At 62.0% G+C, this 17,076-nt stretch carries 18 protein-coding genes; 14 read left to right on the forward strand and 4 right to left on the reverse strand.

Annotation, left to right across the window (positions count from 1 at the left end; all coding sequences use genetic code 11):
• Positions 1-61: 61 nt before the first annotated feature.
• From cobU to ACXAC3_RS00755, 4 genes are read left to right on the forward strand one after another with little or no spacing between them, the layout of a single operon-like run.
• Positions 62-583: a bifunctional adenosylcobinamide kinase/adenosylcobinamide-phosphate guanylyltransferase gene (gene cobU / locus ACXAC3_RS00740; RefSeq protein WP_475154383.1), complete on the forward strand. Its 522-nt coding sequence runs from the start codon at positions 62-64 to the stop codon at positions 581-583.
• Entirely contained in the window at positions 580-1,158 is a 579-nt protein-coding gene (locus ACXAC3_RS00745) for a histidine phosphatase family protein (protein ID WP_475154385.1), read from the forward strand. Before cobU ends, ACXAC3_RS00745 begins: the two co-directional genes overlap by 4 nt.
• Positions 1,159-1,216: 58 nt before the next feature.
• Positions 1,217-2,101, forward strand: a complete 885-nt coding sequence (locus tag ACXAC3_RS00750) for a glutathione S-transferase N-terminal domain-containing protein (RefSeq protein ID WP_475154388.1) — start codon at positions 1,217-1,219, stop codon at positions 2,099-2,101.
• Between the two features lie 45 nt (positions 2,102-2,146).
• On the forward strand, positions 2,147-3,661 hold the full coding sequence (locus tag ACXAC3_RS00755) for a YifB family Mg chelatase-like AAA ATPase (protein ID WP_475154390.1): 1,515 nt from the start codon (positions 2,147-2,149) through the stop codon (positions 3,659-3,661).
• Here ACXAC3_RS00755 and gshB read toward each other — a convergent pair.
• The 3 genes from gshB to rsmI are packed head-to-tail and all read right to left on the reverse strand — an operon-like array spanning position 3,658 to position 5,881.
• Complete coding sequence (gene gshB / locus ACXAC3_RS00760) at positions 3,658-4,590, reverse strand: glutathione synthase (protein WP_475154395.1); 933 nt, start codon at positions 4,588-4,590, stop codon at positions 3,658-3,660. The two genes, ACXAC3_RS00755 and gshB, sit on opposite strands and share 4 nt — an antisense overlap.
• Before the next feature lie 60 nt (positions 4,591-4,650).
• Entirely contained in the window at positions 4,651-5,022 is a 372-nt protein-coding gene (locus ACXAC3_RS00765; protein WP_475154399.1) for a YraN family protein, read from the reverse strand.
• A gap of 1 nt (position 5,023) precedes the next feature.
• Positions 5,024-5,881 (reverse strand): 16S rRNA (cytidine(1402)-2'-O)-methyltransferase, encoded by an 858-nt coding sequence (rsmI, locus tag ACXAC3_RS00770; RefSeq protein WP_475154403.1) that lies wholly within the window; start codon positions 5,879-5,881, stop codon positions 5,024-5,026.
• Positions 5,882-5,969: 88 nt separating this feature from the next.
• Here rsmI and ACXAC3_RS00775 point away from each other — a divergent pair, with 88 nt between their 5' ends.
• From ACXAC3_RS00775 to murJ, 3 genes are read left to right on the forward strand one after another with little or no spacing between them, the layout of a single operon-like run.
• The gene (locus tag ACXAC3_RS00775) at positions 5,970-7,142 is read left to right on the forward strand and encodes a penicillin-binding protein activator (protein WP_475154407.1); all 1,173 of its coding nucleotides are present in this window, start codon (positions 5,970-5,972) and stop codon (positions 7,140-7,142) included.
• The gene (locus ACXAC3_RS00780) at positions 7,102-9,921 is read left to right on the forward strand and encodes a [protein-PII] uridylyltransferase (protein ID WP_475154410.1); all 2,820 of its coding nucleotides are present in this window, start codon (positions 7,102-7,104) and stop codon (positions 9,919-9,921) included. Before ACXAC3_RS00775 ends, ACXAC3_RS00780 begins: the two co-directional genes overlap by 41 nt.
• Positions 9,918-11,459, forward strand: a complete 1,542-nt coding sequence (murJ, locus tag ACXAC3_RS00785; RefSeq protein ID WP_475154413.1) for a murein biosynthesis integral membrane protein MurJ — start codon at positions 9,918-9,920, stop codon at positions 11,457-11,459. The genes ACXAC3_RS00780 and murJ overlap by 4 nt, the downstream gene beginning before the upstream one ends.
• Here the strand turns inward: murJ and ACXAC3_RS00790 are convergent, their stop codons facing one another.
• Positions 11,460-12,146, reverse strand: coding sequence for a rhomboid family intramembrane serine protease (locus tag ACXAC3_RS00790; RefSeq protein WP_475154417.1), 687 nt, complete (start codon positions 12,144-12,146; stop codon positions 11,460-11,462).
• A gap of 86 nt (positions 12,147-12,232) precedes the next feature.
• Between ACXAC3_RS00790 and trpS the strand changes: the two genes are divergently transcribed.
• The 7 genes from trpS (at position 12,233) to ACXAC3_RS00825 (ending at position 16,931) form a co-directional block, all read left to right on the forward strand.
• The gene (trpS, locus tag ACXAC3_RS00795; RefSeq protein WP_475154421.1) at positions 12,233-13,261 is read left to right on the forward strand and encodes a tryptophan--tRNA ligase; all 1,029 of its coding nucleotides are present in this window, start codon (positions 12,233-12,235) and stop codon (positions 13,259-13,261) included.
• Positions 13,262-13,319: 58 nt separating this feature from the next.
• On the forward strand, positions 13,320-14,183 hold the full coding sequence (locus ACXAC3_RS00800) for a branched-chain amino acid aminotransferase (RefSeq protein WP_475154423.1): 864 nt from the start codon (positions 13,320-13,322) through the stop codon (positions 14,181-14,183).
• A gap of 66 nt (positions 14,184-14,249) precedes the next feature.
• Complete coding sequence (locus ACXAC3_RS00805) at positions 14,250-14,705, forward strand: universal stress protein (RefSeq protein WP_475154425.1); 456 nt, start codon at positions 14,250-14,252, stop codon at positions 14,703-14,705.
• A 9-nt stretch (positions 14,706-14,714) separates the two neighbouring features.
• Positions 14,715-15,308 (forward strand): DsbA family protein, encoded by a 594-nt coding sequence (locus ACXAC3_RS00810; RefSeq protein ID WP_475154427.1) that lies wholly within the window; start codon positions 14,715-14,717, stop codon positions 15,306-15,308.
• A 69-nt stretch (positions 15,309-15,377) separates the two neighbouring features.
• Positions 15,378-15,941, forward strand: a complete 564-nt coding sequence (locus ACXAC3_RS00815) for a NifU family protein (RefSeq protein WP_475154430.1) — start codon at positions 15,378-15,380, stop codon at positions 15,939-15,941.
• Entirely contained in the window at positions 15,931-16,515 is a 585-nt protein-coding gene (tsaB, locus tag ACXAC3_RS00820) for a tRNA (adenosine(37)-N6)-threonylcarbamoyltransferase complex dimerization subunit type 1 TsaB (protein ID WP_475154433.1), read from the forward strand. Before ACXAC3_RS00815 ends, tsaB begins: the two co-directional genes overlap by 11 nt.
• Complete coding sequence (locus tag ACXAC3_RS00825; protein WP_475154438.1) at positions 16,512-16,931, forward strand: GNAT family N-acetyltransferase; 420 nt, start codon at positions 16,512-16,514, stop codon at positions 16,929-16,931. The genes tsaB and ACXAC3_RS00825 overlap by 4 nt, the downstream gene beginning before the upstream one ends.
• Positions 16,932-17,076 lie beyond the last annotated feature (145 nt).

Genomic DNA, 17,076 nt, shown 5'->3' on the forward strand with positions numbered 1-17,076 from the left:
TTGCCGACCTAGGGTCGATACGCAGAACAAAACCGGGTGGATCACCTGAAAGGTAATTATAGTGAGACCGGATTTAACCTTTGTGTTGGGCGGCGCGGCTTCGGGAAAGTCGGCATTAGCCGAGCAACTCATTGTTTCAACAAATAAAAAACGCACTTACCTGGCGACATCACAAGTGTTTGATGATGAGATGCGTCAAAAGGTGCAACGCCACATCGCCCAGCGCGGCGCGGGTTGGACAACCATTGAGGCACCCCTGAACCTTGGCCCGGCTTTGGGCGATCTGACGCCGGACGATATCTGTCTGATCGACTGCGCGACCATGTGGCTGACCAATCACCTGCTGGCCGAAAACGATCTGGACCGGGCGCAAGCAGAATTGTTGCAGGATCTGCGGGATTGCCGGGCACCGGTGGTCATCGTCTCGAACGAGGTCGGATATGGAATCGTACCTGAGAACGCCCTGTCGCGCCGATTCCGCGAAGCGCAGGGTCGGCTGAACATTGCGCTGGCCGCACAGGCCGATCTGGTGGTGCAGGTGACCGCCGGCCTGCCGCTGGTTCTGAAGGGGCAATTGCCGTGACCCGCCTGCATCTGGTTCGCCACGGGCCGACCCACGCGAAAACCATGGTTGGGTGGTCCGATCTGCCCGCGGATCTCAGTGATCGGGCAGCGATTGCGCGCCTGCACGACCATCTGCCGCGCGATGCGGTCGTGATCTCCTCCGACCTGTCCCGCGCCGCAGACACAGCCTCGGCCATCCAAGGGTCACGCCGGCGCCTGCCCCATCATCCCGATCTGCGCGAGATCAACTTCGGCGCCTGGGAACTGCGCGCGTTCAAAGAGATCGAGGCCGAAGACCCCGAACTGGCCTTTGCCTATTGGGACAATCCCGGAGACGTCCGCCCCCCGGACGGAGAAAGCTGGAACGAGGTGCGGGCGCGTGTCGATGCCGTGATCGACGGGCTGATCGCGCAGCATTCCGGGCGCGAACTGGTCATCGTGGCCCATTTCGGCGTGATCCTGACACAGGTGCAACGCGCGCTGGGCGTCGATGCGCAGGAAGCGTTCAGCCATCGGATCGACAACCTCTCGGTTACGGATATCACCCGCCGGAGCCAAGGGTGGGCGGTGGGCCGCATCAATCACCGTCCGTGATCAGACCCCGCACAAATCACTGATTTACTGAACTGCGCCCGCACGGCATCGTTCTGCCATGACCTATGATTTGTTTATCGGAGACCGCCTGTTTTCCAGCTGGTCCATGCGCGGCTGGCTGATGCTGGAAAAGTTCGGCCTGCCGTACCGCAGTCACATGATCGGCCTCTATTCCGGTACCATGGCAGACGATATGCAGCCCCTTGCCCCGGCGCGCCTTGTTCCGGCCCTGCGCCTGCCCGATGGTACCGTGGTGGGTGAAAGCCTTGCCATGGCCGAGACATTGGCCGAGCGCCACCCCGAGGCCGGGCTGTGGCCTGCGGATCCGTCGGCCCGGGCAACGGCACGGTGGCTCTGTGCCGAGATGGTGGCGGGTTTTACCGCGTTGCGGGGCCAATGCCCGATGCAACTGAAACACCGCTGGCAGGGGTTTGAGCCTTCGCCCGAAACACGTGCCGATCTGGACCGGATCGAGACCTTGTGGGCCCATGCCCGCAACCTGTCCGGCGCAGCCTCTGGCCCGCTGTTCGGCGCGTATTCACTGGCAGATGTTTTCTATACGCCGGTCGCCGCGCGGATCGTCGGCTATGATTTGCCCGTGTCCGAGGCCAATCGGGACTATTGTCTGGAATTGTTGTCCGACCCGCCGGTCCGGCAATGGCGCGCGATGGGACTGACTGTCGCTTACGACCCGTTTCCCTACGCGCTGGACTTGCCGTCAAACCTATGGCCCATCGGTGGAAAACCGGACGCAAGACCAGTGGGTGACGGGCCGTCGATCAATGAAACCTGCCCCTATTCCGGCAGGCCGGTGACCCATTTCCTGGAACTGAATGGTCAACGCTGGGGGTTTTGCAATCGATTCTGCCGCGACAAGACGGTTGCCGATCCGGGTGCCTGGCCGAAATTCAACTCGATGACCAGCGCCGTTAACAATTCTTAAACCGCAGCCGTGGCAGCAACGACCTGTTAACCAAAAAGGTCCTTCATGGTTGCCCGCGCCCACACTGTCGCTTTCCAAGGGGTTGATGCCCGCCCGGTCGAGGTGCAATGCGCCGTCTCACCGGGCCTGCCGGCCTTTTCCATCGTCGGCCTGCCCGACAAAGCCGTGTCCGAGGCGCGTGACCGGGTGCGCAGCGCGCTTAGCTCCATGGCCATCGCGCTGCCGTCCAAACGGATCACCATCAACCTGTCCCCTGCAGACCTGCCGAAAGAGGGCAGCCATTTTGACCTGCCCATCGCCGTCGCGCTTTTGTCCGCGTTGGAGATCATACCGCCCGATGCCGCCGAGGGCGCAGTGTCGCTGGGCGAGTTGTCGCTGGATGGCTCTCTGGTGCCGGTGGTCGGCGCCCTCCCTGCCGCCATGACCGCAGCCGCCGAGGATCGCGCGCTGCTGTGCCCCCAGGGCTCAAGCGCCGAGGCCGCCTGGGTCGACGCAACGCAGGTGATCGGTGCCGGATCGCTGGGTGATGTGGTGCGCCATTTCTCGGGCCAGTCGCCCCTGCCCGCGGCGCAACCGGGCGAAGTGACCCTGGCGCCCAGCGCGCGCGATCTGCGCGACGTTAAAGGACAGGAACGCGCCAAACGCGCCCTGGAAATCGCGGCCGCCGGCCGGCACCATCTGATCATGATCGGTACGCCCGGATCCGGCAAATCCATGTTGGCTGCGCGGCTTCCGGGTCTGCTGCCGCCGCTGACTGCGACAGAGGCGCTTGAAACCTCGATGATACAGTCGCTGTGCGGCTTGCTGGATGAAGGCGGCATCAGCCGCAGCCGCCCGTTTCGCGAACCGCACCATACCGCCTCGATGGCGGCCATTGTCGGCGGTGGCAAAGGGGCCAAGCCGGGCGAGATTTCGCTGGCCCATAACGGGGTTCTGTTCATGGACGAGTTTCCCGAATTTCCGCGCACCGTTCTGGAAACCCTGCGCCAGCCGATTGAAACCGGCGAAGTCATGGTCGCGCGTGCAAATGCCCATGTGAAATATCCCTGCCGCTTTATGCTGGTGGCCGCGGCCAATCCCTGCAAGTGCGGCTATCTGACCGACCCCGCCCGCGCCTGTTCCCGCGCGCCCGTGTGTGGCGAGGATTATCTGGGCCGCATATCAGGCCCTTTGATGGATCGGTTTGACATACGGATCGAGGTGCCTCCGGTCGGTTTTACCGACCTCGACCTGCCGCCGTCCGGTGACAGTTCGGCCACTGTTGCCGCCCGCGTCGAGCAGGCCCGCGCCACTCAGGCGCGGCGGTTCCGGGACACGCCCGAAACCCGCCAGAACGCCGATGTCGAAGGCACGATGCTGGAAGAGATCGCCGCCCCGGATGCTGAGGGCAAAGAGCTTTTGTTGAAAGCCGCCGAACGGTTCGGCCTGTCCGCCCGCGCCTTTCACCGCATATTGCGCGTCGCGCGCACAATCGCTGATCTGGACGGTGCGCAAGATGTCCGGCGCCCACACGTGGCCGAGGCGCTGAGCTATCGCATCAGCGCCAGGGTTGCGACCTAGAGCTTGGCCTCAATCGCCTGCCAGATCTTTTCGGCGACGTTTACACCGTCGAACCGCTCCAGTTCCTGAATGCCTGTGGGTGAGGTCACGTTTATTTCGGTCAGGTAATCCCCGATCACATCGATCCCGACGAACACCTGGCCTTTCTCTCTGAGCAACGGTCCGATGGCCGCGCAAATCTCCAGATCGCGGTCGGACAGGCCGATCTTTTCAGGGCGGCCACCGACATGCATGTTCGAACGTGTCTCGCCCTGTGCGGGTACCCGGTTGATCGCACCGACCGCTTCTCCGTCGACCAGGATCACGCGCTTGTCGCCGTTGCTGACGTCGGGCAGGAATTTCTGCACGATCAGGGGTTCGCGGGAAAAGCCGGTAAACAACTCGTGCAAAGAGGTCAGGTTGCGGTCATTCGCGTCCAGCCGGAACACCCCGGCCCCGCCATTGCCGTAAAGCGGCTTGAGGATGATGTCGCCGTGTTTTTCCTTGAACGCCTTGATCGTTTGCAGGTCACGCGCAATCGTTGTCGGCGGGGTCAGATCCGGGAAATCCAGAACCAGCAGCTTCTCGGGGTAGTTCCGCACCCAGAACGGATCGTTGACCACCAGCGTCTGCCCGTTCAGACGGTCCAGAAGGTGGGTCGACGTGATGTAATGCATGTCAAACGGCGGGTCCTGGCGCAACCAGACCACGTCGAATTCGGCCAGATCGACATCACGTTCCGGACCCAGCTCTGCCGGGTTTCCCGCCACGCGCTGAACCGCCATGTCATGACCGCGCGCGGTGATCCGCCCTTCCTGATAGGCCAGCTGATCCGGGCTATAGAAAAACAGCGTATGCCCGCGCGCCTGCGCCTCTTCGGCCAGACGGAACGAGCTGTCGGCGTTGATATCCACGGCCCCGATCGGGTCCATCTGAAAGGCGATTTTCATGGCGAGTCCCTCAGTTTCACGCCAGATACATGGCGCAGCGGGACCGGGTGTTCAATGGGGTCAGGCCAGACCGAAGGCGTTTTCGATGATTTGAACGGCACCCGAAGCATCAACCAGCGCCGCGTCAAAGCGCACATCTGTCAGTTGCCCACGCGGTTCCGTCTCTAAAAACTGCGCGGCAGAGGCACAGATCCGGTCCATCTGACGGCGGCTGATCCGGGCCGCAGCCGCGTCAAAGTCCGAGCTTTTCTTCACCTCGATGAAAACAAGCCCGTCGGCATTGCGGGCAATCAGGTCAATCTCTCCGCCCGGGCCGCGCCAGCGGTGATGCTCGATGGAATACCCGCGTCGTTCATATTCGGAAGCGACCCGCAACTCTGCCGCCTGACCGGCATGGTAGGACACCGAGCTTCGAACGGATCGTGCGGTCATGTCATCCTTTTCCCAGTTTAAGGGCCTTCTGATAGATCGGGCGGCGCGGCAGCTTGTACATCCGGGACACCAGATCAGCGGCGTCCCGAACCGAATGGGTCTCAAGCGCCTGTTTCAATGCTTCTTCTATGTCAAATTCGTTAACGGATTCCGAATGTCCCCGATCCACCAGCAGGACGATTTCACCTTTGACCGATTGCCCCTGCAGATCCGCGGCCAGTTCTTTCAGCGTCCCGCGCCGCACCTCTTCGAATTTCTTCGTCAACTCGCGGCACATCGCGGCCTGACGGTCTTCGCCCAACACCTCCGCTAGGTCAGACAGGCAGGCCGCCACGCGTTTCGGGGATTCGTAGAACACCAGCGTACCGGGAACGTCCCGCAGGGCTTCGATCCTTGACCGGCGCGCGCCGGATGCATTGGGCAGAAAGCCTGCAAAAAAGAACGCATCCGTGGGGAGACCCGCCAGCGTCAGCGCCATCAACGCGGCAGACGGTCCCGGAGCGCAGGTCACCATATGCCCGGCCTCGGCCGCCTGCCGCCCCAGATCATAGCCCGGATCGGCGATCAGCGGCATGCCGGCCTCAGAAGCGTAGGCCACCGACTTGCCCTCTTGCAATGCATCCAGGATTTTCCCGCGCGCGCCGGCGCCACTGTGGTCGTGATAGGCCAGAATGCGCCGCCCTTCCAACGGGACGCCGTGTATCTCCATCAACCGACGCAGGCTGCGCGTATCTTCGGCGGCGATAACGTCAGCCGAGGCCAGCACGTCCAGCGCCCTGAGCGTGATATCGCGCGCCGTCCCGATCGGAGTGGCGACAAAATACAGACCGGTGCCCAATCTGACTTTTTGGAAATTCAAAGCTGGACCCTCACTGCGTGACGTTTATTATCGCGGCGCAATAGATTGGTGGTACCTCAAACCGCCGGGACAGGGAGTTTTCATTCAGATGTTTACCGTTTGCAAGCCCGTTCGCAAATTAGCGAAAACCGCCGCCATACTGGCCACCGCTGCATTGCTGGCCGCTTGTGAACCCGGTGGGTTGGGCGGAGGGCCGTCGATCAACACGTCCAAGCCGGTTCCTGTCGCCCTGCTGGTACCAGCAGGATCAGGAAATTCCGGCGATGCGGCGCTGGCGCGGAGCCTTGAAAACGCGGCCCGTCTGGCGATGACCGATCTGCAGAACGTTCAGATCGACCTTCGGGTTTACGATACGCGCGGCAGTTCGAACACAGCCGCTGCGGTTGCACAGCAAGCGGTAGCTGAAGGGGCAAAGATCATTCTTGGCCCGGTCTACGCGCAGGCGGCCAACTCTGCCGGTCTTGCCGTTCTGAGCAACAACGTCAACGTCCTGTCCTTTTCGAACAACACCAGCATTGCCGGCGGCAACGTGTTCGTGCTGGGCCCCACATTTGGCAACACCGCCAACCGGCTGGTCAGCTTTGCCGGTTCACGGGGCAAGACCGGAATGGTCATCGTGCACAGCAATGACGCGGCCGGGCAACTTGGTCAGTCCGCAATCGCAACCGCGCTGAGCAGCAGCCGGGTGAATAATGCGGGCTCTGTCGGGTATGACCGGTCCCAGCAAGGCGTGATCAACTCGGTTCCGACGATCAAGGCCACCGTGGATTCTTCGGGCGCGGATGCGCTGTTCCTGACGGCTACGACAGCCGGGGCGCTGCCATTGTATTCGCAGTTGCTGCCCGAAGCCGGAGTGTCCCCGGCCACAACCCAATACATCGGATTGACGCGCTGGGACATTCCGCCTCAGACGCTGGATCTGCCGGGCGTACAGGGCGGGTGGTTCGCGCTGCCGGATCCGTCCAAGGCGCAGGCCTACCGCCAGCGGTACAACAACACTTATGGCGAAGCACCGCACCCGATCAGTGGTCTGGCCTATGACGGTATCGCGGCGATCGGCGCCTTGGTCAGCCAGGGCAAGGCGGATGCGCTGACCGCCTCGGCGCTGACACAGAATGCCGGTTTCCAGGGCGTCGGCGGTATTTTCCGTCTGCGCTCGAACGGTACCAACGAACGCGGTCTGGCTGTGGCCACGATCCAGAATAAACAGGTAGTAGTGATTGACCCTGCCCCACAAAGCTTCTCTGGCGCCGGTTTCTGATCGTCCGGCGCTGACGCTCGTCCCCCGGGGCGAACTGATTTGCCCGGCGGACGAAATATTCGACAGCACCGCCGTCATGGCGCAACTGGCGGAAGCCTTTGACAAGAGCGCGGACAATGCCGCGCGCCGTAATGAGACCGTGCGCATTCTTCGGGATGCGCAGAAAGCCGGGCGTCAGGCCATTGCCGACGCTTTTGCCGCACGGCCCTTTGACGCGCGGCCACTGACCCACTCCTACACCTATCTGACCGATGGGCTGGTCTGTACCGCCATGCGGGTGTCCAGCGAAGTTCTGCACCCACTGGCCTCGCCGACGCAGGGCGAAAAGATCGCCGTGCTGGCGGTGGGCGGTTACGGCCGTGGCGAGATGGCCCCGTCTTCGGATGTCGATCTGCTGTTCCTGACCCCCTACAAGATCACCGCCTGGGCCGAGAGCGTGATCGAATCCATGCTTTATATCCTGTGGGACCTGCGGCTGAAGGTCGGTCATTCTTCCCGCACCATCAGGGACTGCCTGCGCTTGGGCACCGATGATTTCACCATCCGCACCGCCATGCTGGAACAGCGCTATCTGGCCGGTGACACCGATCTGTCGACCGAGTTGGAGACCCGCCTGAAGGCCGATCTGTTCACCGGCAGCGAGCGTCAGTTTATCGAAGCCAAACTGCAGGAACGGGACGAGCGCCATCTGAAACAGGGTCAGCGCTATATGGTCGAGCCCAACGTCAAAGAAGGCAAGGGCGGGCTGCGCGATCTGCAATCGCTCTACTGGATTGCGAAATATATCTATGGCGTTCAGGACGTAGCCGAACTGGTACCGCTGGGCCTGTTCACGCCGGATGAGTTCAGCACTTTCGTGCAGGCTGAGGATTTCCTGTGGGCTGTCCGCTCGCATCTGCATCTGGTAACGGGGCGGGCAACCGAGCAGCTAACGTTTGATCTGCAAGTCGAGGTGGCCGACCGGATGGGATACGAAGACCGCGCCGGGCGCCGCGCGGTCGAAGTGTTCATGCAACGCTATTTCCGCGAGGCAACGCGCGTTGGTGAGCTGACCCGGATCTTTCTGACCAAGCTGGAAGCGTCCCATATGAAGGGGGCCGCGCTGCTGGAGCGCATCTTTCGCCGCCGTCCGCGGGTCAAGGCCGGGTACCGGGTCGTGCATGGCCGTCTGGACGTGGCCGACCCCGACAGGTTTCTGGCCGACAAGCTGAACCTGCTGCGCCTGTTCGAAGAAGGGTTGCGCACCGGCATGCTGATTCACCCGGATGCGATGCGGCTGGTCAGCGCCAATCTGAACCTGATCGACGAGGACATGCGCGAGGACAAGGAAGCGCAGCGCATCTTCCTTGATCTGATGCTGAAACACGGCAACCCCGAACGTGCCCTGCGCCGAATGAATGAACTGGGTGTGCTGTCGGCCTTTCTGCCGGAATTTGAACACATCGTCGCGATGATGCAATTCAACATGTATCACAGCTATACGGTGGACGAGCATACCATTCAGTGCATCGTCAACCTGGCCCAGATCGAACGCGGGGAACTGGTCGAGGCGCTGCCTTTGGCGTCGTCGATCCTGAAAGGCGGCGTCAACCGCAAGGTTCTCTATGTGGCGCTGCTGCTGCATGACATTGCCAAGGGGCGGCCCGAGGATCACTCGATACTCGGCGCACAGATCGCGCGCAAGGTTGCGCCCCGGCTTGGACTGAACAGGGCCGATGCAGAGACCGTGGAATGGCTGGTGCGTTATCACCTGCTGATGTCCGACATGGCGCAAAAGCGCGATATTTCGGACCCGCGCACGGTGCGCGACTTCGCCAAAGCGGTGAAGACCGTCAAACGGCTGGACTTGCTGACGGTTCTGACGGTTTGCGATATCCGCGGTGTCGGGCCGGATACCTGGAACAACTGGAAAGCCACCCTGTTGCGCGCGCTGCATGCTGAAACCAAGCGGGCGCTTGAAACCGGGATGGAGGACCTCAACCGCGCCAATCGCGGGGCCGAGGCCAAGAAGGCGTTGCGCGCCGAGCTGGCAGGCTGGTCCAAGTCCGATCTGAAGACCGAAACGGGCCGCCATTATGATCCGTACTGGCAGGGCCTGAATATCGCGACCCATGTCGAATTTGCCGAAATGCTGATGGAACTGGACCGCAACGGCGACCCCGGCGCGATGGAGATCCGCCTGCATCCGGACGAGGATCGCGATGCCACCCGCGCCTGTTTCGCCATGGCCGACCACCCGGGTATCTTCGCCCGCATCGCCGGGGCGCTTGCCCTGGTCGGCGCCAACGTGGTCGATGCGCGCAGCTACACCACCAAGGACGGTTTCGTGACCGACGCGTTCTGGATTCAGGATGCCGAAGGCCACCCGTTCGAGGCCAGCCGCCTGCCCCGTCTGACGCAGATGATCCACAAGACGCTGAAAGGCGAGGTCGTGGCGCGCGACGCGCTGAAATCGCGCGACAAGATCAAGAAACGCGAACGTGCCTTCAACGTGCCGACCCACATCATCTTCGACAATGACGGGTCCGAGATCTATACGATCATCGAGGTTGATACACGCGACCGTCCGGGCCTGCTTTATGACCTTGCCAGGACACTGGCCGCCGGAAACGTCTATATCGCCAATGCAGTGATCGCGACTTATGGCGAACAGGTGGTCGATACCTTCTATGTCAAGGATATGTTCGGTCTGAAATACCATTCCGAAAGCAAGCAGCGCGCGCTTGAGGCCAAGTTGCGAAAGGCCATTACCGATGGCGCCAAGCGCGCGGCCTCATGAAACAGATAAAGCTCTTTTCCGGTCTGTTCACGGTCGGGTTCTGGACTCTGGCAAGCCGGATACTGGGGTTCCTGCGCGAAATACTCCTGACCGCCTATATCGGGCCGGGCCCGGTGATGGACGCGTTTGTCGCGGCCTTCCGACTGCCCAATATGTTCCGCCGCTTCTTTGCCGAAGGCGCGTTCAATGCGACCTTTGTGCCGATGTTCTCAAAACGGCTGGAAGGGGACGAGAACGCGGAAGGGTTCGCGCAGGACGCCTTTAACCTGCTGGCTGTGGCCGTACTTGTGCTGGTCGGTCTGGCAATGGTGTTCATACCCGCGCTGGTCTGGATCACGGCCGAGGGGTTCTATGGCGACGAACGGTTCGATCTGGCTGTGGACTACGGCTATGTGGTCTTCCCCTACATCCTGTTCATGTCGCTGGCGGCGCTGTTCTCGGGCGTTCTGAACGCCACCGGACGCTTTGCAGCCGCGGCCGCCGCGCCGGTCTTGCTGAATATCTTCGCCTGTACGGCTCTGATCGCAGGGGCCGCAGCGGGGGGCGAGGTGATCCGCTGGCTGATCGCTGTTATCCCGCTGGCCGGTGTGGCGCAGCTGGCGCTGGTCTGGGTGGCGACCGAACGCGCGGGTATTCGCATCCGCCCTGGCCTGCCAAAGCTCAGCCCCGAGATGCGCCGCATGGTGCGCATTGCGGTACCGGCGGCGCTGGCTATGGGCGTCACACAGGTCAATCTGGTCGTTGGGCAGCTGGTGGCCTCGAAAACCGAAAAGGCCGTCAGCTGGCTGTTCGCGGCGGACCGGCTGTATCAGCTTCCCCTCGGTGTCGTGGGCATTGCCGTTGGCATCGTGCTGCTGCCCGACCTGTCTCGCCGCCTGCGGGCCGGGGACAAGGACGGTGCCCGCAATGCGTTTTCCCGCGCCGGTGAATTCACGTTGTTGCTGACAATCCCCTCGACCGTCGCTTTCGTGGTCCTGCCCAATCCGCTGGTTTCGGTCCTGTTCGAACGCGGCCAGTTCAGCGCCGCGGACACCACGGCCACTGCATTGGCGGTGGCGATCTATGGCATCGGCCTGCCCGCCTTCATGCTGCAAAAGCTGTTGCAGCCGCTGTTTTTTGCACGCGAGGATACGCGCTCGCCCTTTCACTATGCCGTCGTCGCCATGATCGTGAATGCAGGGCTGGCGTTTGGTCTCTATCCGCTGATGGGGTGGATAGCGCCGGCCATTGCGGCCTCGGCTGCCGGCTGGGCCATGGTCGGGCTGTTGATCCTCGGCGCGCGGCGCATGGGCGAAGAGGCCCGTTTTGATGACCGGTTCAAACGCCGGGCCTGGCGTATCGTGGCGGCGTCACTGGGGATGGGCGTTGTCCTTTACACCGCCATTCACTTGTTTGGCTGGGCTTTCCAGTTGTCGGGGTGGCGCTATCTGGCGCTGATCCTTCTGATCAAGGTCGCAGCAGCCACCTATTTCTTTCTGGGTCATCTGCTGGGCGCCTTCGAAATCTCTGAGTTCAAGAAGGCGCTGCGCCGGTCGTGATCAATCGCGGCGAATGCGCCCGACGATCCGCGCCCAGCCGCCCGGAGCCAGAAAGAACGACAGGCCGAACCCGGTGGCGAACCCGCCCAGATCGGCCACCCAATCGGAGGTGCCTCCGAACAGCAGGCCAAACAACAGCTGGATGCCCATCAGCACGGCGATCAGGCTGAAGGCCCGGGACTGGTTTTCCCCCACCAGCGACAATTTGCGCCATAACAACCAGGTAAACGCGCCGATCAGCCCGTAAACCGGTGGAAACCCACCGACCAGCGGATTGTTCGGGTCCAGCAACAGCGCATAGGACAGCGCCCCGCCAATGCCGGACAGCACGAAGATCACCAGCATCTGCCAGCCGCCAAAGACCTCGGCCACCATCTTGCCCAAGGCCAGCAGAAAGACACAGACAAAAACAGCCTGCGTGAATGTGCCGGAAACAAACGGATAGGTCACGAAACGGACGACATGTTCAAACGGCCAGCGGCCGTTCTGCACCATCCAGTCGAAGATGTCGGGCGAAAACGCGTAGCTCTGCAACGCGTCCAGCCGCCAGCCAACGGCCGTCGGGCCACCGACCAGCCCGCGCGCGCCCAGCGTAAACGCCAGTTCGACCCCCATGATGAACAACACCAAAGCCACGACCACAGGCGGCAATGGGTTCACGGCGGGTGTATAATGCTCACTGCTCATTGGGCTGGCCCTTTGCGGCTGTTGACGTCCCGTGGCCTCATGGGTAAGCGACGGGGGCTGATTTTTCCAGACGGGAGTTCCCTTCGATGACCGAGACCCAGTTCACACCGCGCGTGTTTTCCGGCATCCAGCCGTCGGGAAACCTGCACCTTGGCAACTACCTTGGTGCGCTCAAGCGGTTTGTGGATATGCAGGGCCCTGAGTTCGAGACCATCTATTGCATGGTTGACCTGCACGCGATCACCGTCTGGCAGGACCCGGCCCGCCTGCGCGAAAAGACGCGCGAGGTCTGCGCGGGTTTCATCGCCGCCGGTCTGGACCCCGAGAAATCGATCCTGTTCAACCAAAGCCAGGTGGCCGAACACACGCAGCTGGCCTGGATCTTCAACTGCATCGCCCGGATGGGCTGGATGCAGCGGATGACGCAGTTCAAGGATAAGGCAGGCAAGAATGCACAGAACGCCTCGCTGGGGCTGTTTGCCTACCCGGCGCTGATGGCGGCGGACATTCTGACCTATCACGCGACCCATGTGCCGGTGGGCGAAGACCAGAAACAGCACCTTGAGCTGACCCGCGACATTGCCATCAAGTTCAACCACGATTACGGCGTGGACTTCTTTCCGGTGACGGAACCGGTCATCGGAGGCCCCGCCCCGCGCGTGATGAACCTGCGCGACGGGACGCGCAAGATGTCGTCTTCGGACCCGTCCGACATGACCCGGATCAACATGACCGACGATGCCGACGAGATCGCCAAGAAAATCCGCAAGGCCAAGACCGACCCGGATGCGCTGCCTTCGGAAATCGATGGTCTGGCCGAACGCCCCGAAGCGCGCAACCTGGTGAACATCTACGCCGCGCTCAGTGATCAGACAGCCGAGCAGGTGCTGGCCGAGGTCGGTGGCAAGCAATTCGGTGAGTTCAAGCCGATGCTCGCGGAACTGGCGGTGGCGAAACTGTCGCCGATCTCGTCTGAAATGGCCCGCCTGATGGGCGAACAGGCAGAGATCGAGCAGATTCTGGCGCGCGGTGCGGAACGGGCTCGCGCGATCGCGGCACCTATCCTGCAACAGGCCTACGACATCGTCGGCATGGTCGGCGCGAAACAGGGCTGATTACGCTGGACGTCGCCGCAAGCTCTTCCTAGGTTTGCCCAAAGCTTGGGAGGGCGTCATGGCAGTCGGCAAAAACATCCGCACCTATTTCGAGGGTCAATGGCATGACGGAGATGCCCCGATCATGCGGGCCGCCGATCATGGGGCGTGGCTGGGTTCGTCGGTTTTTGACGGCGCGCGGTATTTCGACGGAATGGCCCCCGATCTGGAAGCCCACTGCGCCCGGGTCAACCGATCAGCCGAGGCGCTGATGCTGACGCCCGGCATGACAACCGAACAGATGGTCGAAATTGTCCGCGAAGGGCTTGACGCCTATGGCCCGGATGCCGCCGTCTATATTCGTCCGATGTACTGGGGGATCGACGGCGATGCGACCGCCATTGTGCCGCAGGAAAACAGCACCGGATTTGCCATCTGCCTGGAAGAAATCCCGATGGCGCCCGAAACCGCCTCGGCTACTCTGGGCCTGACCCGGTTTCGCCGTCCGGTTCTGGAATCTTCGGTCGTCAACGCCAAGGCCGGGTGTCTGTACCCCAATAACGCGCGCATGCTGCAAGAGGTCCGCGCCAGAGGCTTTTCCAACGCTTTGGTGGCGGATGCACTTGGCCATGTGGCGGAAACGGCAACCGCCAATATCTTCTTGGTCCGCGACGGCGAGGTGTTTACACCGACCCCGAACGGCACCTTTCTGGCCGGCATCACCCGCGCCCGGCATATCGACAACCTGCGCGCGGACGGCGTGACCGTCCATGAAACGGTCCTCGGCTTCGATGATTTCCACGCGGCGGACGAGGTTTTCATGACCGGAAACATGAGCAAGATCACCCCGGTCACAGCGCTGGAAGACACCCAGTATCAGGTCGGTCCGGTGGCCCGCCGCGCGCGCGAGCTGTATTGGGACTGGGCCACCAGCACCCGCTAGGAAATGCCCGTGTTGCCAGCACGGATTTGGTCGGGCATGATCGCCCGAAATGAATGAGGACACCCCATGCGCAAGTTCCTAGTCGTTCTGGATGACAGCCGCGAATGCCTGAACGCCATGCGCTTTGCCGCCATGCGTGCCGCCCATACCGGGGGTGGCGTGACGATCCTGTCGGTCATCCCGCCGGATGAGTTCAACCACTGGATCGGCGTGGCTGAAGTGATGCGGGAAGAGGCGCGCGAACGTATCCATGCCCATTACGAGGTTTTTGCCAAATGGATGCGCGACAAGCAGAATGTCGACCCCGAACTGGCCATCCGCGAAGGCGACCCGGTTCCGCAGATCATCGAACATGTCCAGTCCGACCCTGAGATCGGCGTGCTTGTATTGGGTGCGGGCGTCGAAAAGAAAGGCCCCGGGCCGCTGGTGACGCAACTGACCAAGAATTCCGGCAGCCTGCCTATTCCGATCACCATTGTGCCCGGTGATCTGAGCAAGGAAAAGCTGGAAGAAATCACCTGAGCCGCCGCGATGCCACGCAAAATCCAGTTCTGGTTCGAATTCGCCTCGACCTATTCCTATCTCAGCGCCATGCGCATCGAGGATCTGGCGGCGCAGCACGGGGTTGCGGTGGAATGGCAGCCCTTTTTGCTGGGGCCGATCTTTGCCGCCCAGGGCTGGGACAATTCGCCGTTCAACCTGTACCCGGCCAAAGGGCGCTATATGTGGCGCGACATGGAGCGGTTGTCGGATCAGCGCGGCCTGACCTTCACCCGGCCCGATCCGTTCCCGCAGAACGGGTTGAAGGCCGCGCGACTGGTTCTGGCAATCGAAGCGCAGGCCCAAAGGGCGGCTTTTGTGCGCGCCGTCTACGCCGCGGAGTTCGTCGATGGGCTGAACATTTCGGATGACAAGGTGCTGATCGATTGCCTCTCCGGGGTCAATTTGCCTGCCGCCACACTGACGCGCACACAGGATCCTGAAATCAAGGCGGCTCTGATCGAACAGACAAAGACGGCGCAGGCCCAGGGACTGTTCGGCGCGCCCAGTTTCCTTGTCGGGGATGAGCTGTTCTGGGGCGATGACCGTCTGGATGAGGCGATGCGGCTGGCAGCGGAAATTTAGAACGGTTCCAAATCTTGACTTCGCCCGCGCGGACCCGCATATCAGAGGCAACTGAAACGGAGCCGTGACATGTTCATCCAGACCGAATCCACGCCGAACCCCGCAACCCTGAAATTCCTGCCCGGCCAGACCGTGCTGGAGGCAGGCACGGCTGATTTCCCGACGGCGGAGGCCGGGGAAAAATCGCCTTTGGCCAAGCGGATTTTCGCGGTGAACGGCGTGACCGGTGTGTTCTTTGGCAACGACTTCGTGACCGTGACCAAAGCCGACGACATCCAATGGGACCATATCAAACCGGCGATCCTGGGCGCGGTTATGGAACATTACCAGTCCGGCCAGCCGGTCATGGGCGCGGATGCCACGACGGCCTCGGGCCACGCTGAACACACCGGCGAAGACGCTGAAATCGTCAACCAGATCAAAGACCTGCTGGACAGCCGTGTGCGCCCGGCGGTGGCTCAGGATGGTGGCGACATCACGTTTCACGGGTTCGACCGCGGTGTTGTCTATCTGCATATGCAAGGCGCCTGCGCGGGCTGCCCGTCCTCGACCCTGACCCTGAAGATGGGGATCGAGAATCTGCTGCGCCACTACATCCCCGAAGTGACCGAGGTTCGCCCCGTTGCCGTCTGACCCGGTCATTCTGGCATTTGACACATCGGCCGCGCATTGCGCGGCCGCTTTGCTGCGTGGCGACTCGATCCTTGCTTCCTGCACCGAAGAAATGACACGCGGCCAGGCGGAACGCCTGATGCCCCTGCTTGAGGAAATCCTGACACAGGCAGGGTTTACGTGGCGCGACCTGTCGGCGATTGGCGTCGGCATCGGGCCCGGCAACTTCACGGGCATCCGTATCTCGGTTTCGGCCGCGCGCGGACTGGCGCTGGGGCTTGGCGTTCCCGCCGTGGGTGTTACCGGCTTTGACGCATTGGCTGAGACCGGTGACGGATTGCCGGCAATCCGCGCCCCGCGCGACCAGGTCTATGTTGCGATGCCCGGTCAGGAACCGGCACTGATGGCCCAGGAACAGGCAGAATCACTTGGGTCCCTGATCCTGAACGATGACCCCGACGCGCAGGTGCGCGCAATCGCACGTCTGACGGCGCAAAGGTGGCGGACAACGACCGAGGCCCCTGCACCGCTATATGTCCGCCCCGCGGACGCGGCCCCGTCCAAAGACGCACCTCCGGTCTTGCTGGACGAATGACACCGCAGGACCTCGCCAGCATTCACAAGGCGGCGTTCAGCCGGTCGCGCCCTTGGACCGCTGAGGAATTCGCCGGATTGCTGAGCAACCAGTTCACGCATGTCGTTAGCAACACGCAATCATTTGCCGTCTTTCAGGTAGTCGCTGACGAGGCCGAGTTGCTGACCATCGCGACCCGTCCGGCGTTTCAGCGTCGAGGGCTGGCTCGACAGGTCATGCAGGATTGGCACACAAAGGCGGTTCACCTGGGCGCGGCCCGGGCTTTTCTGGACGTCGCGGCAGACAACCGCCCTGCCATCGCGCTGTACGAACTATGTGGCTATAGACCCTGCGGTTTGCGAAAGGGTTACTATCTGCATGAAAATGCTGACAAAATCGACGCGATCACCATGGAATGCAACCTGAGCAGGCCATAATTCCGGATTTTTTTCGACCATTTGGTCAAAAATCTGTTGACCACGGCTGTTGCAAACAGCCTTAATTCCCGCCATCACAACAGTTATGCTCGCTCACAGTGGGTAAACGGGGCTATCTTGGCCTCGACCGACAATAACCAACGGG

This window comes from Ruegeria sp. ABV4_181, from assembly GCF_056158465.1.